The following is a 26,589-nucleotide window of genomic DNA, read 5'->3' as shown; positions in this document are numbered from 1 at the left end:
TATTGTACCATGTTATAATATGACCATGAAAACTGAGGAGGCACACTTATGAAAAAGAACAAAATCCGAATGCAGCCAGCCGGCAAAAAAGAAGAGAAACTGACGCTTTCTTCCATGTTGGATCAGGATTTGGTCGCGCAATTGAAAAATAAACAAAAGGAATTAATGCAGGAAGAGCAAAGCAAACGGGAAGCGGAAGAGCAAAAGAAGAAAGAAGAACGCCGGCGGGAAGAAAAAAACAAGACATTTGCCGAGCTTTTAAGTGAAGACAAGCAGGACTGGCATAATTTTAAATAAAGTGAAACTTTGATCGGTGGGGGTCCATATTCATGCCCCCACCGATTATTATTAGTTGAACCAATCAGATTATTATGTTGAAGTAGGAGTCTTGGTTACAATCAATCAAACAGCCCTTTTTTAGTCTGGTCATACTGTATCAGACTTTTTATCGTAAAGATAATGGGTCAAGGATTAGCATTGGAAGGATACTTGCTGAGTTTTTCAGATATATTTTTTAAGATGGCATTTCTTTCTTTTTGACCCTTTAAAAAGGTGAGTAGATACCGAACGGAAAAAACTAGGATACCCAGAGTACAGTATGTTCTAATATAGAAGGTAAAAGGGGAAACGAATTAAGAGGATTTTTAAAACATGAAAAATTGTAAAAATAGATGGACTGAAAAAAGGGCGCTGCCTATTAGCCGAATGGGATAGGCAACGCCCTTTGTATACTTTCTTCTATTCTCTTTTTTAGGAACGGTGAGCGCTGTATTTGTTTTGCTTGGTCAAACTCTTCAAAATATCTAATTCGCGGTCAGAAAGCGGCGAAGCCTCGACGGCCTTTACGTTGCTGATGACCTGTTCAGGAGAGCTTGCGCCGGGAATGACAGCTCCAACCACAGGATGGGCAAGGACATATTGAAGGGCTACTTCCTGCAGGCTTTTTGCAGCGAACGCTTCCTTCAGTTTGTTTAATACATCTTCCAACTCTTGGTAGCTGTAATCGAGGTAGCCATTTTCCTGAATGTTCTCATTCGCTTTTTTTAGCATTTTGTCGCTGAGCATGCCTTTGGCCACAGGCCCGCGGGCGATAATGCTGACGCCTTTTTGGCTAAGGGCTTCCATCCATTCTTCAGGGCGGCGGTCGAGCAGGCTGTACTGCATCATGACAGAGACCAGCGAAGATTTGTCCAGGAATGTCTTAATTACATTCGGGCGGATGGATGAGATGCCGTAATGCTTGATGTATCCTTGTTTAACTAATTCTTCGAACGTATCTATGATTTCATCATGATTGTCCTCCATGGTGCCCCCATGCAGCTGGTACAGATCGATATAATCTGTGTTCAACCGTTTTAAGCTGGATTTCACTTCTTCCTGGATATACGCTTTGGAAGCATCCCATGTCCAGCTGTCTTTCTTCTTATTCCAACGGTTACCGACCTTTGTTGCAATCACCACTTTTTCACGGACCGGTTTAAGGGAAGAGCCGACGAGTTGTTCATTTAATCCAAAATCGTATAAATCGGCTGTATCAAAATAAGTAATGCCGCATTCTAATGCGGTTTGTATGATGCTTTCTGCCTTTTTTTCGTCTGTGCCGAGCGACATGCAGCCCAATCCCATTTCAGATACGAGCAAATCAGACTGTCCCAGTTTTCTCTTTTTCATTTTGATCACCTCTAAGAATGGTTTTCTTCTATTGTAAAGGATGTAGAGAGAAAAAAGTATTATTGTCCCTTGTCCGTTTCGGAAGCGGCGCCCTGGCAAGCGGCGATCCAATCGCTCACATATTGATAGCGCAAACTGTATTCTTTCAGCTTTTGCTGAATTTCCCACGCTTTCCCCGACATATGAATGCTTGTTATGCCAACCGTTATCTTCAATAACATGCCCTCCATTATTCCGTATGGTAAAATGTATGATAGGAAATAGAGCAGATAGAACGGAGGCTTTAAAATGAATAAATTCGAAGAAAAGACACTGTCCAGTGAAACGATCTATAAAGGCAAGGTGATCACGCTGCAGGTGGATGATGTTGCTTTGCCTGACGGGAAAACAAGCAAGCGCGAATTGGTGAAGCATCCCGGCGCAGTTGCCATTATAGCGCTGACAGATGATCACAAATTGCTGATGGTGGAGCAATACCGCAAAGCATTGGAACGTTCAATTATCGAAATTCCGGCAGGGAAATTGGAAAAGGGGGAAGAGCCGCTGCATACAGCCCACCGCGAGGTGGAAGAGGAGACGGGATACAGCTGTGACAGTATGGAAAAAGTCGTGTCTTTCTATACATCCCCCGGGTTCGCTGATGAAATCCTGCATGTTTTCGTGGCCAAAGGCTTGAAGAAGCTGGAAAACCCTGCAGCAGCCGACGATGATGAATTCGTTGAGTTAATGGAAGTGTCACTTGAAGAAGGGGAGCGCTACATAGAAGAACAACGGATCATCGACGCCAAGACAGTATATGCAGTCCAATATTTGCGTTTGCTGAATGCCTCACAATCAACTAAATAATACGAAAAGAGCCTGGATTTTCCAGGCTCTTTTCCATGTTATTTAATCTCCATTATCAAAGAGAATCCATCCCTGTATTGGATTTAACCAGTATTTCGTCATAGCTGGCATCTCCTTCAACGGGAGCAGCTTTGGAAGAAAAAATGGTGCCAAAATATCCAGCAAGGAATCCAAGAGGAATCGAGACGAGTCCCGGGGTGGTCAGAGGGAATAATGGATTCCCGACAAACATCGCTTTTCCTGCTTCAGGGCTGAATACATTCGGGCCAACGATTACCAGTCCGATTGCTGATATCAAGCCGACCGCCATCGCCCAGATAGCGCCGGTCGTATTGAATCGCCTCCAGTAGATGGTATATAGGATGACCGGGAGGTTCGCGCTGGCCGCCACTGCGAATGCAAGCGAAACGAGGAATGCCACATTCAGATTCTGCGCGAATAATGCCAGGATGATGGACAATACTGAAATGCCGATCGAAGCAAAACGGGCCATGGAAACTTGCTGCTTTTCTGTGGCTTTTCCTTTTTTCAGAATCTGGTTATAGAAATCATGTGAAAAAGCAGTGGCTGCAGTCAATACCAATCCGGCTACGACAGCAAGGATTGTAGCAAACGCAACCGCGGACACAAACGCGAATAGCATATCGCCCCCAAGCGCTTCCGCCAGCAAAGGCGCTGCCATATTTCCGGCTTTATCCGCAGCGATGATTTTACTATTGCCGACAAAAGCAGCCGCGCCGAATCCAAGGAAAATGGTCATAACGTAAAAAATACCGATAATCCAAGTGGCATACACGACGGAGCTTCTGGCAGTCTTGGCATCCTTGACGGTGAAAAAACGCACCAGAATATGGGGCAGACCAGCCGTTCCGAGTACGAGGCCCATCGTTAATGACAGGGTATCGAGCCCGACAGTATACTTGACGCCTGGATTCAGAAACGCTTCCTTAAGCGGAGTGGCGTCTTTCATGCGGTCAAACATATCCATGATATTGAAGTTGAATTTAGCGAGCACCATAATAGAGATGATAAAGGTTCCAGCCATCAGCAGGAGTGCCTTCACGATCTGCACCCAGCTTGTGGCATGCATCCCGCCAAAAATGACATAGACAGTCATAAGGATGCCTACGATCAGAACGGACGTCGAGTAGTTGATGCCCAGCAATAATTTAATGAGTGCACCGGCCCCGACCAACTGGGCAATCATATAAAAAATGGAGATAGTGATTGTATTGAAAGCTGCAAAGCCTCTTATTTTTTTGGCATTGAATCGTGCGGCAATCATATCGGCAAATGTGTATTTTCCCAGGTTTCTTAATGGCTCGGCAACAAGATACAAAACAACCAGATAGGCGACAAGAAAGCCGATGCTGTAAAAGAAGCCGTCAAAACCAGCCAGCGCTATTGTGCCGGCGATGCCCAAGAAAGAAGCTGCAGACATGTAGTCACCCGCAATGGCCAACCCATTCTGCCAGCCTGTCAGCCCTCCGCCGGCCGTATAAAACTCACTTGCATTGTTTGTTTTCCTGGAGGCCCAATAGGTAATGAATAATGTTACGGATACAATGCCGAGAAACATGATAAAGGCGGTAGTGTTCATAGATTATCTCCTTTGTTCTTCAATGATTTCATCGGTAAGCTGATCGAAGGCATTGGCTTTTTTGGAATAGATCATGCAGAATGACCAAGTCATGATGAATTGCATGAAGGCAAAGACCCAGGCCCAGGTAATGCTGCCAACAGCCGGTTTGGTGAGGATAGTCGTGTAGGATGTCATGATAGGGAGCGCGAAATAAAAGCAAAAGAAAAAAATAGTAAACGGAATAATGAATTTTTTCTTTTCATGAAGAAGTCTTTGGAAGGATGCTGATTGGACAATGGCTGCATATTTTTCCCGAGTTTGTTTTTTTGCAGGCGAATCTTTCCTATTAGGCATTTCCATGGCGAAAACTCCTCTCGATTAAATTGTGGGTACTTGCATGTTAAGCTGCGTTTCCTCCTTTTGGCCTGACATGTCAAAAAACAATATGTCAGAAAATTTAGATATCTGTATTATACATGACAGGCCTATTTGGGAAAAGATAAATAATCCATTTTTTTAATGAAAGGATTAACAACTTGTGGGTGCTGTATATAGGGAGCAAGCGGGGGGTATTCTTTTGCAAAAACGTCATATAAAGAGACTATTTCTCATAGAATCTAGTAAATGAATCGTAGGAGGCTTTAAAATGAAGAAACGATCTCCTTTACAAAACGCAGTAAATGCCCATATCCGCGACCATTCTTCGCTGTATATATTTATCATTATTCTGTTTTTGATGGGTGTCATCTGCGGTGCCATTATTGTTAATAGTCTGAGCATTACTCAAAAGGAAGACCTTATGTATTATTTATCCCGTTTTTTCGGACAAGTAAAAGAAGGAAATATAACGGCTTCCTATCATATGTTTAAGAGCAGTATATCTCATAATATTCAGTACATGGCGTTGATTTGGGTATTGGGGATTAGCATAATCGGCCTTCCGTTGATTCTTATTCTATTATTTCTCAAGGGAGTGGTGATCGGTTTTACCGTCGGCTTCCTAGTGAATAGCATGGGATGGGAAGGATTCAGGATTGCTGTGGTCTCTGTTCTTCCACAGAATATTATTCTTGTGCCTTTGACGATTTTTATCACCGTTGTAGCGCTGGCGCTCAGCATAAAAATGATCCAAAGGATTTTTTACAGGCAGGTCCGCATTCCTTTGAAACCGATTTTTTTCAAATATATCGCTTCATTCGTTTTGTGCATTCTTCTTATTTCTTGCGCCGGAATGATTGAGGCATATATATCTCCCGTCTTCATGAAGCAAATGGTGGGTTTGATTTAATAATTTATAATTATTATTATATGATAATCACTATTTATTCTAGAATATAATAATTCTATTTTGCTTCTTTTGGCCATTTTGTTATAATGTAAGATGAAAGTGGCAGGGAGGAAAAAGAATGGAAGAGAGAATCAATCGTATAAAGAAGCAATTGCACTCATCTAGCTATAAATTGACTCCTCAGCGGGAAGCGACCGTCCGTGTTCTCTTGGAGCATGAAGAGGATCATTTAAGCGCAGAAGATGTGTATCTCCTTGTAAAAGAAAAATCGCCTGAAATTGGTTTGGCGACCGTATATAGAACGCTTGAATTACTGACTGAATTAAAAATTGTAGATAAAATCAACTTTGGTGACGGCGTATCGCGCTACGACCTCCGCCAAGAGGGTGCCGCCCATTTCCATCACCATCTTGTATGCATGGAATGCGGTGCGGTAGATGAAATTCAGGAAGATCTTCTGGGTGAAGTCGAAATGGATGTTGAAAAAAGATGGAATTTCAAGATTAAGGACCATCGTTTGACATTTCATGGCATCTGTTATCGTTGCCAGGGAAAACAAGAGAAACCATCAGTGAACCATGATGCTGTTGAACGCTGAGCCATGAATTTCCATGGCCGCGTTTCGCAGCATCTTTTTTTAAAGTTTTTAGTGAATGGATGTATAGAATGGCGGCCTCGGGGCATAGATTGAAAGTAGCGATGCTCATAGGGAGGACAAGGTATGGGAATCTGGTTGAAGGCCATCATTCAGACACTAAAAGTATTTATTTTATTTGTCTGCTTTACTATTCTTTTCTATATAGGAATGGTATGGTTGAATCAGGAATATCAAGATTATAACCGTTATGATGAGCCGAACGGACATTCAATGAAAGTATCAAGCACAGAGGAAGTAAATGAAGATCCTGCATGGTTCGAGCGGTTAAAGCTTTTTTATTTAAACGGGGAGTAATGACAGATGGAAGATGCTTTGAAAGATTTTATGCATTTTTTAACAGTGGAAAAAGGATTGGCCAAGAACACGATCGTTTCTTACGAACGTGATTTGAAATCGTATATACGGTTTCTTGTCCATGTAGAGCAGTTGACAGATCTGAATGCTGTCAGACGAGGGAATATTGTTGCTTTTCTGTCCGGACTTAAGCAAGAGGAGAAGTCGTCGAAAACCATAGCGCGCCATATTGCGTCAATCCGTTCTTTCCATCAATTCTTGCTGCGTGAAAAGCAAACCGAACATGATCCTTCCGTCCATATTGATACACCGCAAAAAGAGCGCACACTTCCAAAGGTATTAAGCATGGAAGAAGTAGAAGCGCTGCTTGATGCGCCAAAAGGCACGGATGGATTCGGCCTGCGCGATCAAGCCATGCTGGAATTGATGTATGCCACCGGGATGCGGGTCAGTGAATTGATTTCCCTGGACGTATCGGATGTGCATGGGACAATGGGATTTGTCCGTTGCGTTGGAAAAGGCAGCAAAGAGCGGATCATCCCCATCGGAAAAACGGCATTGGCAGCTATTGACCGATATTTGGACAAGGGCAGACCGCTTCTTGCCAACCCGAAAAAATCTTGTGATGCCCTCTTCCTAAATCACCACGGTGGAAGACTGTCGCGTCAAGGATTCTGGAAAATCCTGAAGGGGCTGGCCTTGAAAGCGAATATAGAAAAAGAACTGACACCCCATACGTTGCGCCATTCTTTCGCTACACATCTATTGATGAATGGGGCTGATTTACGTTCGGTCCAGGAAATGCTAGGGCACGCCGATATTTCGACAACACAAATCTATACGCATATCACAAATACAAGACTGAAAGATGTCTATACTAAATTTCATCCGCGAGCCTAATAGTTTGCTAGATTGAAAAATCTATATGATGACGTTTTCAACTCAATGGTGTATGATGAGAGGGAACTACGAATGTTCTACTTTTATTATACCAATTTATAGATGTCTGACATCAGACCATCTTAAAATGTTGCATCTTATAGAAGAGTAAATCCTCCTCGATAGGGTAAACTTGTCAATAGAAGGTTTTATATTCTCATATAAGACAAGAGTGAGATAAATGGGATGCAAAAATGCATAGGAGGTAACAGGAATGAAGAACGAACATACTTTTAAACGGATTTTCTTAATTGTTATGGACTCAGTAGGTATCGGAGAAGCTCCGGATGCTGATAAATTTGGCGACAAAGGTGCGCATACATACCGTCATATTGCTGAAGCGATGAACGGATTGAACATGCCTAACATGGGTAAATTGGGCCTAAGCAACATCGAAGAAATCCCTGGTGTTGAAAAAGCTGCAAAACCGTTGGCATACTACACAAAACTACAAGAATCTTCAAATGGAAAAGATACAATGACAGGACACTGGGAAATCATGGGCCTTGATATCAAGACTCCTTTCCGCGTTTTCCCTGATGGTTTTCCTAAAGAATTGATTTCTGAGCTTGAAGAAAGAACAGGAAGAAAAATCATCGGTAACAAACCGGCAAGCGGTACAGGCATCCTTGATGAACTAGGCGAAGAACATATGAAAACAGGCGCTTTGATTGTTTATACATCTGCTGACTCTGTTCTTCAGATCGCTGCCCACGAAGGTATCGTGCCAATCGAGGAATTATATTCAATCTGTAAGATCGCCCGTGAAATCACATTGCGTGAAGAATACATGGTGGGCCGCGTAATCGCCCGTCCATTTATCGGAGAACCAGGAAACTTCACTAGAACAGCAAACCGCCATGATTATGCGCTTAAGCCATTCGGAAGAACGGTTATGAACGAATTGAAAGATAATAACTACGATGTGATTGCCATCGGTAAAATTTCTGATATTTATGACGGCGAGGGTGTGACGAAATCATTGCGCACTGTTTCCAACATGGATGGCATGGACAAATTGATGGATACAATCCGCATGGACTTCACTGGACTTAGCTTCCTAAACTTAGTAGACTTCGATGCATTATATGGCCACAGAAGAGATCCAATCGGTTACGGTAAAGCATTGGAAGAATATGACGCAAGATTGACTGAAGTGCTTGCAGAGTTGAAAGAAGACGACTTATTATTGATCACAGCTGACCATGGCAATGATCCAATCCACGCCGGCACTGACCATACGCGTGAATATGTGCCATTGCTTGCTTACAGTAAGAAGTTGAAAGATCCTAAGGAGCTTCCAATGAGCAAAACATTCGCGTCTATCGGGGCAACTGTCGCTGATAACTTTAATGTTAAGCTTCCTGAATACGGGAAAAGCTACTTGGAATTATTAAAATAAGGTGGAATATGACTATGTACGATAAAATCAAACAATCAGCAGACTATATCCTTGAACGCGCAAAGGTTAAGCCAGAGATCGGCATGATCCTTGGTTCCGGCCTTGGAGTTCTTGCTGATGAAATCCAAGATGCAGTTTGCATCCCTTACAATGAAATCCCGAACTTCCCTGTGTCAACTGTGCAAGGGCATGCCGGACAATTCGTCATTGGTACGCTTTCAGGCAAGACGGTTGCTGCTATGCAGGGCCGGTTCCATTTTTATGAAGGGTATCCTATGGAAATGGTGACCTTCCCTGTCCGTGTCATGAAGCTCCTCGGCATCGAGAAAGTCTTGGTGACAAATGCGGCTGGAGGAGTCAATGAGTCCTTCAAACCGGGCGACTTGATGCTGATTACTGATCATATCAATTTCATGGGCACAAATCCTTTAATTGGCCGCAATGATGAGCGTTTTGGCCCTCGTTTCCCTGATATGTCTACAGCATACGACCGTGAATACGTGCAAATGGCCCGCGAAACAGCGGCCGATTTAGACATGGCTATCCAGGAAGGCGTTTATTTCGGATTGACTGGCCCTACGTATGAAACGCCTGCAGAAGTAAGAATGGTACGTACATTGGGAGGGGACGCAGTCGGCATGTCCACCGTTCCTGAAGTAATTGTTGCCAACCATAGCTCTATGAGAGTTTTAGGCATTTCATGCATCACTAACATGGCAGCCGGGATTCTTGACCAACCTTTGAACCATGAAGAAGTCATTGAAACAACGGAAAAAGTTAAAAATGATTTTCTGCTTTTTGTAAAAGAATTGACTAAAAAAATGTAACGGCGGTGCATATAGATGAGAATGGTAGATCTGATAGAGAAAAAAAGAGACAACCAGGAACTGTCAACTGCAGAAATACAATATATAATCGAGCGCTACACAACCGGGGAAATTCCTGATTACCAAATGAGCGCTTTGCTTATGGCTATTTATTTCAATGGCATGACAGAACAGGAACGCGCTGACCTAACAATGGCCATGATGAAATCAGGCGATACAATCGACTTGAGCGCCATCGAGGGCATAAAAGTCGACAAGCACAGCACTGGCGGTGTCGGCGACACTACTACACTTGTGCTAGGACCGCTTGTTGCGGCAGTGGGTGTGCCTGTTGCCAAAATGTCAGGCAGAGGCCTTGGGCATACAGGCGGTACAATTGACAAGCTTGAAGCAGTCAAAGGCTTTTCTGTAGAAATTCCTAAAGAAGAGTTCATTGATTTGGTGAACAAAAATAAAATTTCGGTTATTGGCCAGACAGGCAACTTGACGCCAGCAGACAAAAAACTGTATGCACTTCGCGATGTAACAGCCACTGTCGACAGCATTCCGTTGATTGCCAGCTCCATCATGAGTAAAAAGCTGGCGGCAGGCGCAGATGCAATCGTGCTTGATGTAAAAACAGGCGCCGGCGCGTTCATGAAGACACCGGAAGATGCGGAAAAATTAGCTCAAGCCATGGTTAATATCGGGAATAATGTAGGCCGCAATACAATGGCCATCATTTCCGATATGAGCCAACCGCTTGGATTTGCCATTGGAAACGCGTTGGAAGTGAAGGAAGCAATCGATACATTGAAAGGCGAAGGTCCTGAAGACTTGGCTGAACTATGCTTGACTTTGGGCAGCTATATGGTGCTTTTAGCCAAGAAAGCTGCAACTTTGGAAGAAGCCCGCTCAGCATTGAAAGAAATCATCGCCAATGGCAAAGCACTTGAAACATTCAAGCTGTTCCTTGAATCTCAAGGAGGCGATGCATCACTAGTCGATGATCCGTCTAAGTTGCCGCAAGCAACCTATAAAATCGAATTGCCAGCCAAGAAAGACGGTTATGTAAAAGAATTGATCGCCGATGAAATCGGAACGGCGGCCATGAAGCTTGGCGCCGGCCGGGAAACGAAAGAATCGGTCATTGATTTGGCTGTAGGCTTGGTATTAAACAAAAAGATTGGTGATACAGTCAAAGCAGGAGAGTCCTTATTGACGATTCACAGCAATACAGAGCAAGTGGATGACGTGAAAGAAATGCTCTATAACAGTATCATCATTTCAGATGAACATGTAGAGGCACCTACTTTAATCCACTCTCATATTTCGAAGTAAAATGATGATGGCCGACCCAGAAACTGTAAAAATGGTTTCTGGGTCGTTTTTTTAGGTACGAAGCTTGCGGGGACTTTTCATTTTAAGGGAAAAAAGGTAGAATGAAAAGCATCGTAGGGAGAAAGAGGCATCTATATACATGAAAAAATCAACCATTAAAGATGTAGCGCGTGTCAGCAATTTTTCCATCGCGACAGTAAGCAGGGTATTGAACGGCAAAGGCAATGTAAGCCCTGATATCGCCAAGAAGGTATTGGATGCCGCTGAGCAGCTGCAATATATACCGAATCAATTGGCGAGAGGGCTGAAGGATCAAAAAACAAATCTTGTCGGTATTGTGGTGCCTGATCTGAAGGATCCTTATTTTGTGGAAGTTATTGCTTTGCTTGAACAAAGACTACAGCCCGAGAACATACAACTTCTATTGCTGCAGACTCATTATAATGAAAAGCAAGAAAAGGAAGCACTTCAGCAGTTGGAAGCAAAGCACGTAGATTCCATATTGATTTCCAGCGTCGGCGGCAATGATAAAGAGCTCGGCGAATTAGTTGTAAAAGGGATTTCTGTTGTCCTTTTTCATTCAAGAATAAAAGTGAATGATATTAAGATTCCTCAAATCACCGAAGATGAAGAGGCCAATGCAAGCCTGCTAACAGCGCAATTGCTTGAGGAAGGGCATCAGCTGATTGGGGTCATTAATGGCAGCAAGTCCTCACCGAATGCGATCGACCGCTATGTGGGATATGTGAAATCTATGTATACGGGAGGGGAGGTTCTCGATTCAGCTTATACCTATGAAGGGGACTATTCCATTGAGAGTGGAAGAAAAGCAGTAAAGCGTTTTCTGTCTCTCCCGAAAAGACCGACCGCCATTCTGTCCTTCCATCCGTATTTTACTATTGGCGCAATTGCAGAATTGAATCGCCAAAAAGTCCGCATTCCCAGAGATATAACCATTGCATCGCTGGGGAGCGACCCGTCATTTGCCATGCTTGGCGACAAAGAGCTGATCGTGCATGAATACAGGGCAGAGCTTGATGTAGAAGAAATATTGTTTCATTTGATATGAATAAGGAACACCCTCCCGGATATTGAGTAGCCGGGAGGGTGTTCTTTTTGCATTCTAAGAGTAAATCCGTATTAATAAATTTATTGTGTCTAAATTGTGAACTATTAAAGAAAACGTTTACTTATCTCGTATTCTATTGTAATATATTTTATGTAAACGCTATCAATTTAAAAATAGACTCGGAGGACGGAAAATATGAATATTATGTTAGTTTGTTCAGCAGGAATGTCTACAAGTATGTTAGTGACTAAAATGGAAGAGGCAGCTGCCGCGCAATCAATCGATGCAAAAATCTGGGCGATCCCGGAAGCGCAGCTTCAAGAAGATATTGACAAATGCGATGTTGTGCTATTAGGGCCTCAAGTCCGCTTCTTGAAAAGCAAAATTGAAGCCGTAGCCGCCCCTAAAGGTATTCCTGTGGAAGTAATCGACATGATGAACTACGGTGCAATGAACGGAAAAGCTGTTTTGGACCAAGCATTAAGCATGAAAAAGTAAACGACATCAACTACTTACTGATATCTTAGAGGAGAAATAAGGATGAATAAATTTATTCAGTTTCTGGAAAAGTACTTTGTGCCTTTCGCAGGTAAAATAGGAAGCCAAAGACATCTCGTAGCCATCCGTGATGGCTTTGTCGCTATTATGCCACTTATTATATTAGGATCATTTGCAACACTTATAAACGGCTTGCCATTTGAAGGCTATCAAAACTTCATGGTAAAAATTTTCGGAGAAGGCTGGACAGATTTAGGGGGGAACATATGGAAAGGTTCCTTCGCGATTCTATCCCTTCTTGTATCCATCGGTATTTCATACAATTTAGCAAAATCGTATAAAGTTGACGGTCTGTCGGCAGCGCTTGTTACCTTCGGCGCCTTGATTATCATGACTCCGGTAACAGCAACAGAAGGCGGCCTTGATTTCGGCTGGATGGGAGCCCAAGGGTTATTCGTTTCCTTGATCGTATCACTTATCTCGACAGAAATATTCCGCTGGTTGATCCAAAAGAATTTTACGATCAAAATGCCGAATGGCGTTCCGACGGCAGTTGCCCGTTCGTTTGCGGCCTTATTGCCTGCAACAGTCGTATTCGTGGTTTTCGCATTGATCTTCTTGCTGTTCACACATGCCGGAACATCATTGCATACAATCATTTTTGAAACAATCCAAAACCCGCTGACAGGCCTATCCAATACATTGCCTTCAGCAATCATCTTCTCCCTATTGATCCACCTATTATGGTTCTTCGGCCTTCACGGCACGAACATCCTTGGACCAATCATGGAAACGATTTATCTTCCATCAATCGAGAAGAATATTGAAGCATTCAAATCAGGTGTAGACGTATTTAGTGATCAGTTAGCTACCATTACAAAACCTTTCTTTGATGTCTATGTCCATCTGGGAGGCGCCGGTGCCACATTGGCCTTGATTGTTGCCATCTTCTTAGTAGCGAAAAGCGCCCAATACACGAGCATTGGCCGCGTGACTGCACCAGCCGGATTATTCAATATCAATGAACCTGTCTTGTTCGGTGTGCCAATCGTATTGAATCCAATCCTGGTAATTCCATTTGTCTTGGTTCCGATTGTATTGACATGTACTTCTTATTTCGCTATTTCGATGGGACTTGTCCCAAAAACAGTCGCACTTGTTCCATGGTCCATGCCGCCGATTATCAGCGGATATCTGGTTTCAGGGGGACACTGGCAAGGAATTGCCCTACAGATTTTCAACTTTATGGTAGCGGTTGCATTGTATATTCCTTTCGTGAAAGTACAAGACGATGCGGCACTTAAAGCGCAAAAAGCTCAAGCACAGTAATGATAAGAATAATAACAGGAGGCTATCCACCAATGGAAACCATCATTATGAATATCATCCTTCATAGCGGAAATGCAAGAAGCCTTGCTATGGAAGCAATAAAGGAAGCAAAAGAAGGCAACTTCGAAATTGCTGAAAAGCATATCGCAGAAGCTACACAATCGCTTGGTGAAGCACACCGTTCACAAACGGACTTAATCCAAGGAGAAGCGCGCGGAGAACAGTCGGAGATTTCTATCCTGCTGATCCATGCACAAGACCATCTGATGACAGCCATGTCCGTAAAAGACCTAGCAGCAGAGATGGTCGAATTATACAAACGAATAGCGTAAGAGCAGAATGAAGGGCGAAGGTTTGCATCTTCGCCCTCTTTTAAGAATAAATGTAATCATCGAAATAAGGTAACAGGGGTGTTAGCCATGAGAAAATTGGGGATATCTATTTATCCGGAGCACAGTACGCCAGATAAAGATAAAGAATATATTTCATTGGCAGCGAGATATGGATTTAAACGGATTTTTACTTGCCTTCTGTCTGTAAAAGGAAATAAGGAAGAAATCATCGAGAAATTTACAGATATTATCTCACATGCCAAAAAGGAAGGTATGGAAGTGATCTTTGACGTCGCTCCCCATGTTTTTCCTGCCATCGGGGCTTCCTATGACAACCTAGAAGTGTTTGCAAAGATGGGAGCAGCCGGAATTCGCTTGGATGAAGGATTTGGAGGTCAAAAAGAAGCGCTGATGACCCACAATCCATACGGGCTACAGATTGAAATCAATATTTCAAATGGAACGAAATATGTGGAGCAAATCTTAAGCTATGGCCCGAATACAGACAATCTGATTGGCTGCCATAATTTTTATCCTCAAGAATATACCGGACTGTCCTATAAGTATTTTGTCGAGACATCGGAATTGTTTAAGAAACATAATATCCGAACGGCAGCATTTGTTTCTTCAAAAGAAGCAACCTTCGGACCTTGGCCAGTGAATGATGGTCTTTGCACGTTGGAAGAGCACCGAAGATTGCCGATTGTCACTCAGGCTAAGCACTTGTTCGCTACCGACCTGATTGACGATGTGCTGATCGGCAATGCCTATGCTTCGGAGGAGGAATTGAAGCAATTGAGCTCGATTAATCCTAATAAGCTTGCATTCCGAGTGAATGTGAATGAAGAAACATCTCCATTAGAAAAGATCATTATTGAAAAAGAAGTGCACTTCAACCGCGGTGATGTCTCCGATTACCTGATCCGTTCCACTCAAAGCCGGGTGAAATATAAGGAAGAATCTTTCCCTAACCATGATACGGTTGACATCCAAAAAGGCGATGTGCTGATCGGCAATAATGATTTCGGCCAATATAAAGGAGAGCTGCAGATTGCGCGTCTTCCTATGAAGAATGATGGCCGCAAAAATGTCGTCGGACGAATCGTGGAAGAGGAAGTCTATCTCCTGGATTATATAAAACCATGGGATTACTTCGAAATGACAATAGAAGAGTGATTGTTTAGACAGAAAAAGAAAGCACAGAATCTTCTCTTTGTGCTTTCTTTTTTTATCTGTGACATAGTATGTTCGGAGGTTAATCGGTAGCGATTTGTTTGTAGACGGGTCCCAACATATCCCATACTTTCCGGTCGATATCGCTGCTCCCGGGCTCGCCGATGTCAATGACGCCTGTATGCTTCATCAAAGCATCAAGTGGCATTTCTAACAAAGATGGAAGGGGGAATTTTTTTAGAAAACCGGCTAGTTTATCCGGAAATACATGGCCGAAAATTTCAAGCGCCATCGAATAGTCGTGGATGGCAATTTCCCGACCGTACAAAGCAAGAAATTGCTTTTTCAGCGCTTTGGCAATTTCCAATGCGCCTTCGGTTTGCATGATGGCCCGAATAAGCGGCTCATCATTATTAATATGTATCGCTTTTTCAGTTAAAAAATATTGAATGCGCTCTCCTCTTACGATTACCTCTGACCAAGCTTCCATCGTAGCCACCTCCATGATCTATATATACCCATTCCGAAAACCTTTACATCTCCATCAAGTCTACATTTTTTCACACAAAAAAGATTGCTCCTTTCAATTGGAATAGTTTGTATAAAAATAAATTACTTGGAAAAAATACAGCTATAAAGATTAGGAGGGTTAGGCTTTGAGATTAAAACAAATAGTGTTGATATTCACCGTTACTGTATGCTTGTTGAGCTTTACAGCGCAACCTGGTTTTGCCGCAAAAAATGAAGTGAAGCTGGCAGATGAAGCAAAATCCGCCATCTTAATAGAAAGGGATACAGGGGCAGTCTTATTCGGCAAGAACGAACATGAAAAATTATCCCCGGCAAGCATGACGAAGATCATGACCATGCTTTTGATCATGGAAGCCATCGACAAAGGCGAACTTGGTTGGGATGAAAAAATCAGAACGAGTGAGTATGCCGCGTCCATGGGCGGCTCGCAGATTTTTCTCGAGCCAGGGGAGGAAATGACGACAACCCAGATGATGAAAGGTATTGCCATCGGCTCAGGAAATGACGCCTCTGTGGCTATGGCTGAAAGGCTGGCTGGATCGGAAGAGGAATTCGTCAAATTAATGAATAAGAAAGCCAAGCAATTGGGTTTGAAAGATACCCATTTTGCCAACTGTACAGGTTTGCCTGTCGATAACCATTATAGTTCAGCCTACGATATGGCCATGATGGGCAAAGAGCTTTTGAAATACAAAGAGATCACTAAATTCACGGGAACATATGAGGCTTATTTGCGCGAAAAGACGAAGAAGCAATTCTGGCTGGTGAACACCAATAAGCTGGTCCGCTTCTATCCGGGAGTAGACGGCCTGAAAACGGGCTTTACAAGCGAAGCGAAGTATTGTCTGACAGCAACGGCGAAAAAAGGTGATATGCGTGTCATCGCAACAGTATTCGGTGCGCCGAATCCGAAAGCAAGAAATGCCCAGGTGACACAAATGCTTGATTATGCGTTTGCGCAATACACCACCCATCCTTTATATGAGAAGGGACAGAAGCTGAAGGAAATCCTGGTATCCAAAGGGACCGAAAAAAGCGTGCCGGCGGTGACAAGCGAACCTATCTCCTTGTTGACGAAAAAAGGGGAAAGCATCAAAAAATACAAAGTGTCCGTTTCAACAACAGACAAAGTGGCTTCTCCGGTGAAAAAGGGTGATGTCATTGGTACATTAACAATCAAAAAGGATGGCAAGACAGTGGTTACATCCCCAGTGGTCGCTGCCAAAACGGTAGACCAGGCCAGCTGGTGGCAGTTGTTCAAAAAATCGATGGGACTGTTCACGCACGGCGGGAAATAACTCGAATTATGTGTAAGAAATGCGAAAGGGCACTAGTTTTGTCAGTATGAAGGAAATCCTTCCGGCTGTATCGAATTGAAGCAATACAGAATCAGGAAGGGAGCTGTACAAAGTTGAGCCTTACAGTGAATATGGAAGTGAAAGGGACAGTATTGTGCATACGGTTAGGCGGGGAATTGGACCACCATTATGCCGAAGACCTTAAAGAGAAAGCCTCCAAAACAATAGAAATGCATCAAATAAAGGATATCATCCTGAATCTATCGGATTTGACGTTTATGGACAGCTCTGGCCTAGGTGTCATACTCGGCCGTTACAGACAAATCAAGCAGCAGAAAGGCGAAATGATTGTGTGTGCGATTTCGCCTGCCGTCAAACGTCTATTCGAAATGTCGGGTTTATTTAAAATCATTCAAGAAGAAGAGTCGGAATACCAGGCTCTACAAAGATTGGGGGTTGCTTGATGATGAGAAACTCAATGACTTTACAATTTTCCGCACAAAGCCAGAATGAGTCATTTGCCCGTGTGACTGTCGCTGCATTCATCGCCCAGCTAGATCCGACTATGGATGAACTGACCGAAATCAAAACAGTCATCTCTGAAGCTGTGACAAACAGCATCATCCATGGGTACAACAACGATCCGAATGGTGTGGTGACGATAGAAGCGGCCATTGAAGATCAAGTGGTGGAAATCACGATTAGGGATGAAGGCGAAGGGATTGACGACATAGAAGAGGCGAGACAGCCATTGTTTACAACAAAGCCTGAATTAGAACGCTCAGGTATGGGATTTACCATCATGGAAAACTTTATGGATGAACTGGATATTGTCTCTCACAGAGGAGAAGGAACCATCATTCGCTTGAAAAAACATGTGGCAAAGAGCAAAGCTTTGTGTAAATAAGGAGACATGCGTATGGACGTGGAGGTCAAACACAATAAGAATGGCGCTCAATTAAAGGATAAAGAAGTAAAGGAATTGATTAGGCGCAGCCAGACAGGCGATCAAGAGGCAAGGGATTCTATTGTAAAAGGCAACTTACGGCTCGTATGGTCTGTTGTGCAGCGTTTTTTGAACCGCGGCTATGAACCGGATGATTTGTATCAGATTGGCTGTATCGGCTTGCTGAAGTCGGTCGATAAATTCGATTTGTCGTTCGATGTGAAATTTTCAACCTATGCCGTGCCGATGATCATCGGTGAAATCCAGCGGTTCCTCCGCGATGACGGGACAGTGAAGGTAAGCAGGTCCATCAAGGAGCAGGGCAACAAAATCCGCCGCGCTAAGGAAGAACTGTCCAAGGTATACGGCAGGGTGCCGACGGTGAATGAAATCGCGGAGTACTTGGAACTGACGCCGGAAGAAGTGGTATTTGCACAGGAGGCGAGCCGTCAGCCGGCATCCATCCATGAGACAGTCTATGAAAACGACGGCGACCCTATCACCCTCTTGGACCAGATTGCCGATCAAAGCGAAAATCAGTGGTTCGATAAATTGGCATTGAAGGATGCGATTGAAGAACTGGAAGAGCGCGAGAAGCTGATTGTCTATCTGCGCTACTTCAAAGACCAGACACAGTCCGAAGTCGCTGCGAGGCTATGCATATCGCAAGTCCAGGTATCTCGGCTCGAAAAGAAAATACTGCAGCAAATCAAAGTCCGTATGAACGATTGATTCATACGGGCTTTTTCCTGTGAAATCAAAATGGGTTTAGTGCGCCGATAAGTGGGGATGCTATGGAAGAAGGGAAAGTGAAAAAGACATTTTTAGCTAAAAAAGTGCATTTTTCTCTTGAAAAAACATTCATAAACGAATATTATTATAAAGGTTCGTTAAAAACATTCGTCATTTCTTTCCAGGAAGAAAGACATATTTTCGGAGGGCTTACTTTGTTAGATAAATTTTTCAACATTAAGCAACACGGTTCAACTGTAAAGACAGAAGTTGTTGCTGGTATTACAACCTTCTTTACGATGGTATATATCATTTTTGTCAATCCAGCTATCCTTTCATCAGTAGGTGTACCGTTTGACCAAGTGTTCATGGCGACAATCATCGCTGCGGTAACCGGTACGCTGATCATGGGGCTTTTGGCAAAATATCCGGTGGCAATAGCTCCGGGAATGGGATTGAATGCCTATTTCGCAACAGTCGTTGCCTCGCAGGGTTTAAGTTATCAAACAGTATTTGGCGCTATTTTCGTCGCCGGTATTATTTTTATTCTTATGAGCGTCAGCAACCTGAGACAAATGATTCTGGAAGCAATCCCTTCCACGCTCAAATATGCAATTACATCCGGTATCGGATTATTCATTGCTTTTCTCGGTTTCAAACAGTCCGGCCTGATTGTAGCTAATGATTCCACTTTAATTGGAATCGGTGATTTGACGGCTCCGGTTACCATCCTTTCAATCGTAGGATTGTTCATTACATTAATTCTGATGGTGAGACGAGTCCCGGGGGCATTGTTCATCGGGATGGCGGTTACGGCTGTCATCGCGGGAATCTGCGGCATGCTCCATTACGAAGGCGTTATGAGCCTTCCTCCTACTCCGGTATTTTTTGATATGGATATTGCAGGCGTGTTCACGAATGGGCTTTATGCCGTTATCTTCGCTTTCCTATTGGTGACTATCTTTGACACAACAGGAACACTGGTTGCGGTGACTGAACAAGCGGGACTTATGAAAGACGGCAAAATTCCGCGGGCAAAAAAAGCATTCCTTGGTGATTCGGTTGCGACAACAATCGGTTCAATGTTTGGAACCAGCCCATCAACTGCCTATGTCGAATCGACTACTGGCGTAACAGCCGGCGGACGAACAGGGTTGACAGCCGTAGTGGTTGCAGCGTTGTTCTTGGTGTCCATGTTCTTTTCACCGATTGTTGGAATGATTGCCAACATGGCAGCCATTACTGCACCTGTGTTGATCATTGTAGGCTGCTTCATGATGGAAGGTTTATCAAGAATCAACTGGCCATCATTCGATGATGCTTTTCCGGCATTCGTTACCATCCTGATCATGCCTTTAACATCCAGCATCTCAACGGGAATCGCCTTTGGCTTCATCACCTATCCGGTCTTGAAGCTGTTCAGCGGAAAAGGAAAACAAGTGCATCCGATCATTTATATCTTCGCTGTACTGTTCCTAATCCAGCTCGTATTTTTCCCGGCACATTAATGAAATAGTAAATCAGAGGGCCCTGGCAAATATGCCGGGGCTTTTTTTTGTGCGCGATTTCTTTTGCCGCAGAATGAATATGCGATACAATATTTTTATAAAATGGAATATTTTAATATAAAGGAAGTTATCTGTATGAATAACACGAGACGTAACGGCGATTATTTGAATCAATTGGAATTATATAAGGAAATTGCCCAAACGTTGAATCGCGGCTTTGATCTGTCAGTTACGCTGCATGAGGTCCTGAGTCAGGTCCTACAAATTACGGGCTTTACGTCCGGCTGGATTTTTCTTGAGAATCAAGAAGGAAAAATGGAGTTGGCGGCTGATTGCCGACTGCCGCCGGCGCTCTCGGAAGAAGACAAGGCATCGATGTGCTCTGAGGATTGTTATTGCATAGAACGTTACAAAGACGGCCGGTTAAAAACTGCTTTAAACGTGGTGGAGTGCAAAAGGCTTGAGGAAGCGATCGAAAAAAGGAAGGATACTTATGGTTTGACGCACCATGCATCGGTTGCTTTGCGTTCTGGCAATGAATTTTTCGGTATTCTCAATATTGCGGATGCGGGTGAACTCTTTTTCGGAAAAGCGGAACTGCAGCAATTGGAGGCAATCGCCCTTCAAATAGGGAATACAATCAAACGCATATTACTGACGGAACATCAAAGGATGGACGCCATCAGGCAAGAACGGATCCGCCTTTCAAGCGATTTACATGATTCGGTCAATCAATTGCTTTTTTCAATTAATCTGCTTGCCAAATCGGGACAGTATATGAGCGATATTCCTTCCTTGACGGATGCGATGGCAGATATTCAAATGATTGCCCAAAAGGCACAGTTGGAAATGAAGGAAATTATCTGGCGCCTACGGAAACAAGGATTGGAGAAGGATTTGGTTTCCCATTTGGAGCACTATGCCGGATTGCTCGGCATTCGTATGGAGAGCGAAGTAAAAGGGAGGAGCGCTCTCCCGTTTGAAGTCGAACACCAGTTGCTGCGGATTGGGCAGGAAGCGATCAATAATGTAAAAAAACATGCACAGACAGATGTAGTCAAGTTCAGCCTTCTTTTTACTGAAAGCGAAATAAAAATGGAAATCAAGGATTCTGGCTGTGGATTTATTGTTACGGAAATCGCTCCAGCTTATTCGTTAGGGCTTGAAAATATGGGAAGCAGGGCAGGGATTTTGAACGGCGAGTGCCGCATTATCTCCCAGCAAGGATCCGGGACAGCCGTTTCGGTCACAATTCCTTTGAAAGGAAGTGGCAATGAATGATCCGTATACTGATAGCAGATGACCATCCGATCGTACGCCGCGGGCTGGTTGCTTTTCTGCGGACCATAGAAGAATTCGAGATTGCAGCTGAAGCAGAAAACGGGCAGGCAGCTGTTGAGATGGAGAAACGTTTTGCTCCAGATGTAGTGGTAATGGATGTGAATATGCCGGTCCAGAATGGAATCGAAGCAACCGAGGAGATCATGCGGCGTAACCCGCAAGCCAAAATATTGATGTTAACCAGTTTCAGTGAGGAAAATCTGGTTATCCCAGCGTTAGAAGCGGGGGCAAGCGGCTATCTGCTCAAGGAAAACGATCCGCAGATCATCGCAGACGCCATAATTGCGCTCGCAAAAGGAGAGCAGACATTGGACCAGAAAATCACTAGGCATGTGCTGGCCCATATGCAAGGGAAATCCAAACAGCAACGGCCGCTCCTCACTGCCCGTGAGAAAGAAGTTCTAAAAGAAATTGCAGCCGGCAAAAGCAACAAAGAAATCTCGGCAGACCTGCATATCAGCGAGAAAACCGTAAAAACCCATGTCTCCAATTTGCTAAGTAAATTACAGCTGCAGGACCGGACACAAGCGGCCATCTATGCAATCAACAATGGGATGATCGGATAAGTCCTACATCTTTTGGCGGAGAAACCGCAGTCTGCGAATACATATAAAGGTGCAATAAAAATCATAGCAGGGCCTGATTTCCTTCATTAAGCCACCTACTATACTGAGTAGTAGGAGGGATAATCATGAAGAACAAAGGAAGGGCCGCATCCGGCAGGAAGGACAGCATTTATCACGACCGCAGGTTTCTCTATATATTGGCAGCAAATATCGCTTCGGCCATTGGATCGGGCATTACGATGATTGCGCTTCCATGGCTATTGATCTCCAAGCAAGACGGAAGCCAATTATTCGGATATGTTTCACTCATTTTGACAATCATCTCTTTTTTGATCACACCTTATATCGGCAAGCTGGTCGACGCTATATCGCGGAAAAAATTGCTTATGTACGGAGAGGCTACAGGTTTGCTGATCATTGGATCGTTTGCCCTGCTCGGATGGGCCGGTATGGACTATCAGACATGGCATTATGTAGCTATTATTTTTGCGGGGAATCTCTATAATACCCTTTTTTATCCGACGATTTTTGCTTTTACACAAGAAGTATTCCCAGAGAAGATGTATAAATCCTTGAATGGCGCGATGGAAGTGCAAGGCCAATTCAGCAGTATGGTAGCCGGAGGAATAGGCGGTATTATCATGTCTTCCTGGAAGCTGGAGTATATCCTATGCTTGGATGCGGCTACATACGCAGCCGCCATCTTTTTCTTTTTGAAAGTGAACTATAGGAAAAAAGCGATGGTTTCCCCGACTGGACAAAGGAAGGCAACGTTGAAAGAGGGATTCAGCTTTTTGTTGAAGTCGCCGGTCTTATTTGTGTTCTTGTTGGCGTCCTATATGCCATTCGTTGGAGTGATGGTGACCAATTATCTGTTCCCGGTATACTTAAAGGAAACGCTGCATGCAGGAGCATGGGCTTATGGTGTGGAAGGGATGGTCTATAGTATCGGAGCAGTCGCCGCCGGACTCGTAATCCCTGTTCTCTTATTGAAGGCCAGGGAAGAAAAAGTGATGGCAGGCGGAGTGTGGTGTTATTTTCTGGCGATAGGCTTCATTCTGTTCGCCAATCTCCCATCCTATTTAATCCTGATGTTTTTCATTGCGCTTGGGAATGCCGGCACTCGTGTGGCGCGCAATACATTCATTATGAAAGCAGTGCCTAATGCCATCATAGGCAGGGTAGATAGCATCTTTCGGCTGATCGGACTTTTGCTGCGTATCCTTCTGATCGGTGTTTTTACGAAGATGGTTTCTGTCGGATTCATCTCTTTTTGTTTCGTCATCCTTGCGTCCATTATGTTCCTTGCTTCTGTTGCGGTATGGCGGAGCGGAAAGGCGATGGAAGGGCAAGCGGGAAAAACAACAATGGCTGTTCAGCAACCGAACCTATAGTGTTAAGCAGGCTGTCCGCTCGAGAAGGGGACAGCCTTTTTGCATAGTTGTTTGAATTGCGTATATTTTCGTATTATTCCCTTCTATTACAATAATAGGCAGAGATGTTTTTTAAATGATAGCAAATTGAAAAGCGCAGGAATTAAAAGTTTGTTAGAATAGATATATAGGGTATATAAACTGCAAGTGTTGTGCATACATGGCATTTGATTTACATATTGTTATATTTACAAATAAATATAATAAGGAGATAACTATGACTATTGAGAACCATTTAAGTAAAAAAACATATTATGAAACACTACTGGAAGACCGGAACAGCGAAGATATTGTCAGAATCCTAGGCAACATGTTTCAGGAAGAGAATATGAAAGAGCTGGCGGACCTATCATATATTCGCTTTGCCCAGGGCGAGGTGTATTTTCACTACCATGATTACGAGGCAGCTGTATTTAAATGGGAGAATATCTCCAACGAATTGCAGCCATGGGCGCGCAAGAATGTCGGCGACGCCTATTTTGAACTTGGGCTTCTTCCCGACGCAATCGATACATATAAGTCAACCAAAACAGACCAATTGATTCTGCAAACGGAAATTTCGTTGAAGCTGTTTGAAATCTATATTAAAGAAAACAATCAAGAGAAAGCGGTCGATTACATTAAACAGGCTGTTTCGATTAACCCTGATTACCAGGATATCACCGATGTGGCCAGGGCTTTCTTTGAGCAAAACGGCGATTGGAAACATGCTGTGGAACTTGCGCTCAATGAAGCGGTCCGTACAGGCGCAGTCGACTGGTTCGATAAGCTGCATAGTTACGTAAGCGAAGGCCATACAGAGGCCATTGCCCCTGAGTACTTCTCATACGGCTTGGAAGTCCTGTATGGTCTGGATGCCAAACGCTTCGAGGACTTGACGGCAGCTTTGTGGAGAAGCTATCACCAGGGACCGTTCTTCCTGCAATGGATGAAGTCGTTGAACCAATTGCTGCAGACGCTCGATTTGAATCTATCCTCGTATTGGCGCGAGCTTTCCGGATTGTACCAAACAGCTTTCATGGAGCTTGCTGGGGGCCGGTTCGAATTGAAAGAAATCCGTGAAATCATGCCGGAGCTCTTGACCAATTGGGCTGCCATCACAGAACGAAAGCAAGCTCTAGCTGCCTATTCTGCTCTTTTGGCCTGGAATGAATTCTTCCCTGAGAGTATCAAGCCCGGGGATATCCAACGTGCGGAAAACCAAATTTGGGATTGCGCAAAGAACGCAGACTTGCTGGATGACAGCTTGCATCTGTTTGATTCCCTTGTGGCGTGGGCCAGCAAACAGGACGTGGAAGTCAGCGCGAAACTTCGCTGGTTCGTAGAAGAAATCCTTGATCTTAGCAAACAAAACATCTTGGTTGCAGGCGTGAACGATATCGGTAAATCCTCTTTCATTAACACTGTGTTGAAACAGGATCTATTCGATGGCCCGACTCGCAACACAATCCGCCTAAAAGATGGAGAACGGCCGCAATTGACATTCGTTTCCGAGCGCGACCTCCATTCAGAAACGATTGTTCCTGATGTATACGCAGTGTTGAATCGGCCGGAAAGCGCCGGGGCTAAGTCATTGACTGACCTTGCGATACCGTCCGAGGTGCTCGGCAAGAACCGGATTGCCATAATCGACACCCCGGGATTCAGGGGGCGCAAAGACGAACAGGAAGTCATCGAGTTCCTTCCATTGGCTGATTGCCTGCTGTTTGTCTTAGACGCCGAGGATCCTTTCACCGATCAGGAGCGGGATATTCTGTTGAAGATGACCGAACAGTCACCGTATCTGCCAGTGGCATTTGTCATCACGAAGCTCGACACCATCTATAACAAGAAGGAAGCCAAACGGATTGTGGATGAGACATATAACCGGATTTTGGAATATGTGCCGAATACGCAAGTGATCGCCTTCTCATCCAAATATGATATTGATGGACAGGATCAAGCAATCGAGTCATTGTTCCGTGCCATATCATCCACAGATAACCAAGCGGAAAAAAGAGCCGGGAAAATGCTTCAGGTCATCCGAAAAACGATCACATTCCTGCTTGAAAGCAGAGTGGAGAAAAAAAATAAATACAAACAGGGTATTGCCTGGAATCAGGACATGGTGAAAAAATTGACTGCTTCCATCAATCATGTACAGGACCTTGAAGCAGAAAGAAGTGAGAAGATCTGCAAGGATTACCACATGATCAAGGAAGATATGAAGGCCAGTATGATTAAGGACATCCCGGAAATGCTGAAGGGATGCTCGGAGCTGCTGAACGAAGATAGCGACTTCCGCAAAGTGCATCTGCAGCTGAATAATGAAATGAATATCAGAATACAGACATATATTGATGAAAAAATCCTTCCTAAGTACTATCACGAGATGGAAGAATGGATTTTACGTTCCAAAGATGAACTGATGCTTACAAAGCAGGAGCTTGATGAAATGGCAGGAAGCTTCAACTCGCTATATGGGGAACAGAAAGTTTCCTTTGCCTATGATTTCCGTATTCTGAATGATTGGCAGCGGGACATGAATCGGATGACAAGCGGTGTCAGACTTGAGGAAGAAAATATTCTTCTTCGCCACACTCCTTCTCAATTTATCTTGAAGAGTGCGGGTAAATTGTTCAATGCAATCGCCCAAAAAAATATGCTGTATAACCAATATAAGAAATTCATTGAAAACGAAAGCTATACAGAAACAACGAATAATATTGTTTCCAAGTTCATGCTTCCGTTCGAGGTATTCGAAAAGGCGATTGAAAGAGATTTGCACCTGTTCTTCAAGCCGCCAGTAGACATCTTAAACGGCCGAGTGGAAGAAGCGCATGCCCAAATCCGTGAGAAAGAAGAATTATTAGCACTAATGAAAGAAAATCCAGAAGTCTACCATGATGCAATCCGCTTATTTGAAGTCAGATTGCGCCAATATGAGTGGATGATGAGCGCAGTGAAGGAAATTTCCTATATTGCTCAATGAGAAAAAGGACTGAAGCCTTAAGCTTCAGTCCTTTT

The 26,589-nt window shown here is 43.8% G+C and carries 28 protein-coding genes; 23 read left to right on the top strand and 5 right to left on the bottom strand.

The window, feature by feature from the left end; genetic code table 11:
• The first annotated feature begins 48 nt into the window (after positions 1–48).
• Positions 49–297, top strand: coding sequence for a YqkE family protein (locus tag BN1765_RS13630; protein WP_050615644.1), 249 nt, complete (start codon positions 49–51; stop codon positions 295–297).
• A 453-nt stretch (positions 298–750) separates the two neighbouring features.
• Here BN1765_RS13630 and BN1765_RS13625 read toward each other — a convergent pair whose 3' ends face one another.
• Both BN1765_RS13625 and mciZ read right to left on the bottom strand, forming a co-directional pair.
• Positions 751–1,671, bottom strand: a complete 921-nt coding sequence (locus BN1765_RS13625) for an aldo/keto reductase (protein ID WP_050615643.1) — start codon at positions 1,669–1,671, stop codon at positions 751–753.
• Between the two features lie 59 nt (positions 1,672–1,730).
• Complete coding sequence (gene mciZ, locus BN1765_RS19615) at positions 1,731–1,886, bottom strand: Z-ring formation inhibitor MciZ (RefSeq protein ID WP_315969836.1); 156 nt, start codon at positions 1,884–1,886, stop codon at positions 1,731–1,733.
• 73 nt (positions 1,887–1,959) lie between these two features.
• On the opposite strand from mciZ, the gene BN1765_RS13620 reads away from it, so the two are divergent.
• Positions 1,960–2,517: an NUDIX hydrolase gene (locus BN1765_RS13620; RefSeq protein ID WP_050615642.1), complete on the top strand. Its 558-nt coding sequence runs from the start codon at positions 1,960–1,962 to the stop codon at positions 2,515–2,517.
• Between the two features lie 55 nt (positions 2,518–2,572).
• Here BN1765_RS13620 and BN1765_RS13615 read toward each other — a convergent pair whose 3' ends face one another.
• Positions 2,573–4,117 (bottom strand): solute symporter family protein, encoded by a 1,545-nt coding sequence (locus BN1765_RS13615; RefSeq protein ID WP_050615641.1) that lies wholly within the window; start codon positions 4,115–4,117, stop codon positions 2,573–2,575.
• Between the two features lie 3 nt (positions 4,118–4,120).
• Entirely contained in the window at positions 4,121–4,459 is a 339-nt protein-coding gene (locus tag BN1765_RS13610) for a DUF485 domain-containing protein (RefSeq protein ID WP_082195479.1), read from the bottom strand.
• A gap of 286 nt (positions 4,460–4,745) precedes the next feature.
• On the opposite strand from BN1765_RS13610, the gene spoIIM reads away from it, so the two are divergent.
• The 12 genes from spoIIM (at position 4,746) to BN1765_RS13550 (ending at position 15,231) form a co-directional block, all read left to right on the top strand.
• Entirely contained in the window at positions 4,746–5,387 is a 642-nt protein-coding gene (gene spoIIM / locus BN1765_RS13605; protein WP_050615640.1) for a stage II sporulation protein M, read from the top strand.
• Positions 5,388–5,505: 118 nt separating this feature from the next.
• Positions 5,506–5,985 carry a ferric iron uptake transcriptional regulator gene (fur, locus tag BN1765_RS13600; RefSeq protein WP_050615639.1) on the top strand — a complete coding sequence of 160 codons (480 nt, stop codon included), beginning with the start codon at positions 5,506–5,508 and terminating at the stop codon, positions 5,983–5,985.
• Between the two features lie 123 nt (positions 5,986–6,108).
• Positions 6,109–6,339, top strand: coding sequence for a YqzK family protein (locus BN1765_RS13595; RefSeq protein WP_050615638.1), 231 nt, complete (start codon positions 6,109–6,111; stop codon positions 6,337–6,339).
• Positions 6,340–6,345: 6 nt separating this feature from the next.
• A complete protein-coding gene (gene xerD, locus BN1765_RS13590) occupies positions 6,346–7,239 on the top strand; it encodes a site-specific tyrosine recombinase XerD (RefSeq protein WP_050615637.1) in 894 nt (297 codons plus the stop codon).
• A gap of 253 nt (positions 7,240–7,492) precedes the next feature.
• Positions 7,493–8,680, top strand: a complete 1,188-nt coding sequence (gene deoB, locus BN1765_RS13585; RefSeq protein ID WP_050615636.1) for a phosphopentomutase — start codon at positions 7,493–7,495, stop codon at positions 8,678–8,680.
• A gap of 14 nt (positions 8,681–8,694) precedes the next feature.
• On the top strand, positions 8,695–9,507 hold the full coding sequence (locus tag BN1765_RS13580) for a purine-nucleoside phosphorylase (RefSeq protein ID WP_050615635.1): 813 nt from the start codon (positions 8,695–8,697) through the stop codon (positions 9,505–9,507).
• 15 nt (positions 9,508–9,522) lie between these two features.
• Complete coding sequence (locus BN1765_RS13575) at positions 9,523–10,827, top strand: pyrimidine-nucleoside phosphorylase (RefSeq protein WP_050615634.1); 1,305 nt, start codon at positions 9,523–9,525, stop codon at positions 10,825–10,827.
• Between the two features lie 139 nt (positions 10,828–10,966).
• Complete coding sequence (locus tag BN1765_RS13570; protein ID WP_050615633.1) at positions 10,967–11,896, top strand: LacI family DNA-binding transcriptional regulator; 930 nt, start codon at positions 10,967–10,969, stop codon at positions 11,894–11,896.
• Between the two features lie 195 nt (positions 11,897–12,091).
• Positions 12,092–12,394, top strand: a complete 303-nt coding sequence (locus BN1765_RS13565) for a PTS sugar transporter subunit IIB (RefSeq protein ID WP_050615632.1) — start codon at positions 12,092–12,094, stop codon at positions 12,392–12,394.
• Positions 12,395–12,436: 42 nt separating this feature from the next.
• Positions 12,437–13,723 carry a PTS cellobiose transporter subunit IIC gene (celB, locus tag BN1765_RS13560; protein WP_050615631.1) on the top strand — a complete coding sequence of 429 codons (1,287 nt, stop codon included), beginning with the start codon at positions 12,437–12,439 and terminating at the stop codon, positions 13,721–13,723.
• Positions 13,724–13,755: 32 nt separating this feature from the next.
• A complete protein-coding gene (locus BN1765_RS13555; RefSeq protein WP_050615630.1) occupies positions 13,756–14,055 on the top strand; it encodes a PTS lactose/cellobiose transporter subunit IIA in 300 nt (99 codons plus the stop codon).
• A gap of 87 nt (positions 14,056–14,142) precedes the next feature.
• Positions 14,143–15,231, top strand: coding sequence for a DUF871 domain-containing protein (locus tag BN1765_RS13550; protein ID WP_050615629.1), 1,089 nt, complete (start codon positions 14,143–14,145; stop codon positions 15,229–15,231).
• Between the two features lie 79 nt (positions 15,232–15,310).
• Here the strand turns inward: BN1765_RS13550 and BN1765_RS13545 are convergent, their stop codons facing one another.
• On the bottom strand, positions 15,311–15,718 hold the full coding sequence (locus BN1765_RS13545) for a hypothetical protein (RefSeq protein WP_050615628.1): 408 nt from the start codon (positions 15,716–15,718) through the stop codon (positions 15,311–15,313).
• Positions 15,719–15,884: 166 nt separating this feature from the next.
• On the opposite strand from BN1765_RS13545, the gene BN1765_RS13540 reads away from it, so the two are divergent.
• The 9 genes from BN1765_RS13540 (at position 15,885) to BN1765_RS13500 (ending at position 26,554) form a co-directional block, all read left to right on the top strand.
• On the top strand, positions 15,885–17,057 hold the full coding sequence (locus BN1765_RS13540; RefSeq protein ID WP_050615627.1) for a D-alanyl-D-alanine carboxypeptidase family protein: 1,173 nt from the start codon (positions 15,885–15,887) through the stop codon (positions 17,055–17,057).
• Between the two features lie 113 nt (positions 17,058–17,170).
• Positions 17,171–17,521, top strand: coding sequence for an anti-sigma F factor antagonist (gene spoIIAA, locus BN1765_RS13535; protein ID WP_050615626.1), 351 nt, complete (start codon positions 17,171–17,173; stop codon positions 17,519–17,521).
• A gap of 2 nt (positions 17,522–17,523) precedes the next feature.
• Complete coding sequence (gene spoIIAB, locus BN1765_RS13530) at positions 17,524–17,964, top strand: anti-sigma F factor (RefSeq protein WP_050616779.1); 441 nt, start codon at positions 17,524–17,526, stop codon at positions 17,962–17,964.
• Between the two features lie 12 nt (positions 17,965–17,976).
• On the top strand, positions 17,977–18,735 hold the full coding sequence (sigF, locus tag BN1765_RS13525) for an RNA polymerase sporulation sigma factor SigF (protein ID WP_050615625.1): 759 nt from the start codon (positions 17,977–17,979) through the stop codon (positions 18,733–18,735).
• A gap of 215 nt (positions 18,736–18,950) precedes the next feature.
• Complete coding sequence (locus BN1765_RS13520) at positions 18,951–20,243, top strand: NCS2 family permease (RefSeq protein ID WP_050616778.1); 1,293 nt, start codon at positions 18,951–18,953, stop codon at positions 20,241–20,243.
• A gap of 135 nt (positions 20,244–20,378) precedes the next feature.
• Positions 20,379–21,524 (top strand): GAF domain-containing sensor histidine kinase, encoded by a 1,146-nt coding sequence (locus tag BN1765_RS13515; RefSeq protein ID WP_050615624.1) that lies wholly within the window; start codon positions 20,379–20,381, stop codon positions 21,522–21,524.
• A complete protein-coding gene (locus BN1765_RS13510) occupies positions 21,521–22,150 on the top strand; it encodes a response regulator (RefSeq protein WP_050615623.1) in 630 nt (209 codons plus the stop codon). The genes BN1765_RS13515 and BN1765_RS13510 overlap by 4 nt, the downstream gene beginning before the upstream one ends.
• A 125-nt stretch (positions 22,151–22,275) precedes the next feature.
• Positions 22,276–23,544 carry an MFS transporter gene (locus tag BN1765_RS13505; RefSeq protein WP_050615622.1) on the top strand — a complete coding sequence of 423 codons (1,269 nt, stop codon included), beginning with the start codon at positions 22,276–22,278 and terminating at the stop codon, positions 23,542–23,544.
• Between the two features lie 256 nt (positions 23,545–23,800).
• The gene (locus tag BN1765_RS13500) at positions 23,801–26,554 is read left to right on the top strand and encodes a dynamin family protein (RefSeq protein WP_050615621.1); all 2,754 of its coding nucleotides are present in this window, start codon (positions 23,801–23,803) and stop codon (positions 26,552–26,554) included.
• Positions 26,555–26,589 lie beyond the last annotated feature (35 nt).

The organism is Bacillus testis (assembly GCF_001243895.1).
Taxonomy (GTDB): Bacteria; Bacillota; Bacilli; order Bacillales; family DSM-1321; genus Bacillus_AD; species Bacillus_AD testis.
The sequence above is the reverse complement of the archived record's forward strand: the minus strand, read 5'-3'. Positions and strand labels throughout refer to the sequence as shown.

Excerpts from the sequence above, each read along its gene's own strand:
- BN1765_RS13630 (WP_050615644.1), top strand. The coding sequence starts at position 49 with ATGAAAAAGAACAAAATCCGAATGCAGCCAGCCGGCAAAAAAGAAGAG.
- BN1765_RS13625 (WP_050615643.1), bottom strand. The coding sequence starts at position 1,671 with ATGAAAAAGAGAAAACTGGGACAGTCTGATTTGCTCGTATCTGAAATG.
- BN1765_RS13620 (WP_050615642.1), top strand. The coding sequence starts at position 1,960 with ATGAATAAATTCGAAGAAAAGACACTGTCCAGTGAAACGATCTATAAA.
- BN1765_RS13615 (WP_050615641.1), bottom strand. The coding sequence starts at position 4,117 with ATGAACACTACCGCCTTTATCATGTTTCTCGGCATTGTATCCGTAACA.
- BN1765_RS13610 (WP_082195479.1), bottom strand. The coding sequence starts at position 4,459 with ATGGAAATGCCTAATAGGAAAGATTCGCCTGCAAAAAAACAAACTCGG.
- spoIIM (WP_050615640.1), top strand. The coding sequence starts at position 4,746 with ATGAAGAAACGATCTCCTTTACAAAACGCAGTAAATGCCCATATCCGC.
- fur (WP_050615639.1), top strand. The coding sequence starts at position 5,506 with ATGGAAGAGAGAATCAATCGTATAAAGAAGCAATTGCACTCATCTAGC.
- BN1765_RS13595 (WP_050615638.1), top strand. The coding sequence starts at position 6,109 with ATGGGAATCTGGTTGAAGGCCATCATTCAGACACTAAAAGTATTTATT.
- xerD (WP_050615637.1), top strand. The coding sequence starts at position 6,346 with ATGGAAGATGCTTTGAAAGATTTTATGCATTTTTTAACAGTGGAAAAA.
- deoB (WP_050615636.1), top strand. The coding sequence starts at position 7,493 with ATGAAGAACGAACATACTTTTAAACGGATTTTCTTAATTGTTATGGAC.
- BN1765_RS13580 (WP_050615635.1), top strand. The coding sequence starts at position 8,695 with ATGTACGATAAAATCAAACAATCAGCAGACTATATCCTTGAACGCGCA.
- BN1765_RS13575 (WP_050615634.1), top strand. The coding sequence starts at position 9,523 with ATGAGAATGGTAGATCTGATAGAGAAAAAAAGAGACAACCAGGAACTG.
- BN1765_RS13570 (WP_050615633.1), top strand. The coding sequence starts at position 10,967 with ATGAAAAAATCAACCATTAAAGATGTAGCGCGTGTCAGCAATTTTTCC.
- BN1765_RS13565 (WP_050615632.1), top strand. The coding sequence starts at position 12,092 with ATGAATATTATGTTAGTTTGTTCAGCAGGAATGTCTACAAGTATGTTA.
- celB (WP_050615631.1), top strand. The coding sequence starts at position 12,437 with ATGAATAAATTTATTCAGTTTCTGGAAAAGTACTTTGTGCCTTTCGCA.
- BN1765_RS13555 (WP_050615630.1), top strand. The coding sequence starts at position 13,756 with ATGGAAACCATCATTATGAATATCATCCTTCATAGCGGAAATGCAAGA.
- BN1765_RS13550 (WP_050615629.1), top strand. The coding sequence starts at position 14,143 with ATGAGAAAATTGGGGATATCTATTTATCCGGAGCACAGTACGCCAGAT.
- BN1765_RS13545 (WP_050615628.1), bottom strand. The coding sequence starts at position 15,718 with ATGGAAGCTTGGTCAGAGGTAATCGTAAGAGGAGAGCGCATTCAATAT.
- spoIIAB (WP_050616779.1), top strand. The coding sequence starts at position 17,524 with ATGAGAAACTCAATGACTTTACAATTTTCCGCACAAAGCCAGAATGAG.
- sigF (WP_050615625.1), top strand. The coding sequence starts at position 17,977 with ATGGACGTGGAGGTCAAACACAATAAGAATGGCGCTCAATTAAAGGAT.
- BN1765_RS13515 (WP_050615624.1), top strand. The coding sequence starts at position 20,379 with ATGAATAACACGAGACGTAACGGCGATTATTTGAATCAATTGGAATTA.
- BN1765_RS13510 (WP_050615623.1), top strand. The coding sequence starts at position 21,521 with ATGATCCGTATACTGATAGCAGATGACCATCCGATCGTACGCCGCGGG.
- BN1765_RS13505 (WP_050615622.1), top strand. The coding sequence starts at position 22,276 with ATGAAGAACAAAGGAAGGGCCGCATCCGGCAGGAAGGACAGCATTTAT.
- BN1765_RS13500 (WP_050615621.1), top strand. The coding sequence starts at position 23,801 with ATGACTATTGAGAACCATTTAAGTAAAAAAACATATTATGAAACACTA.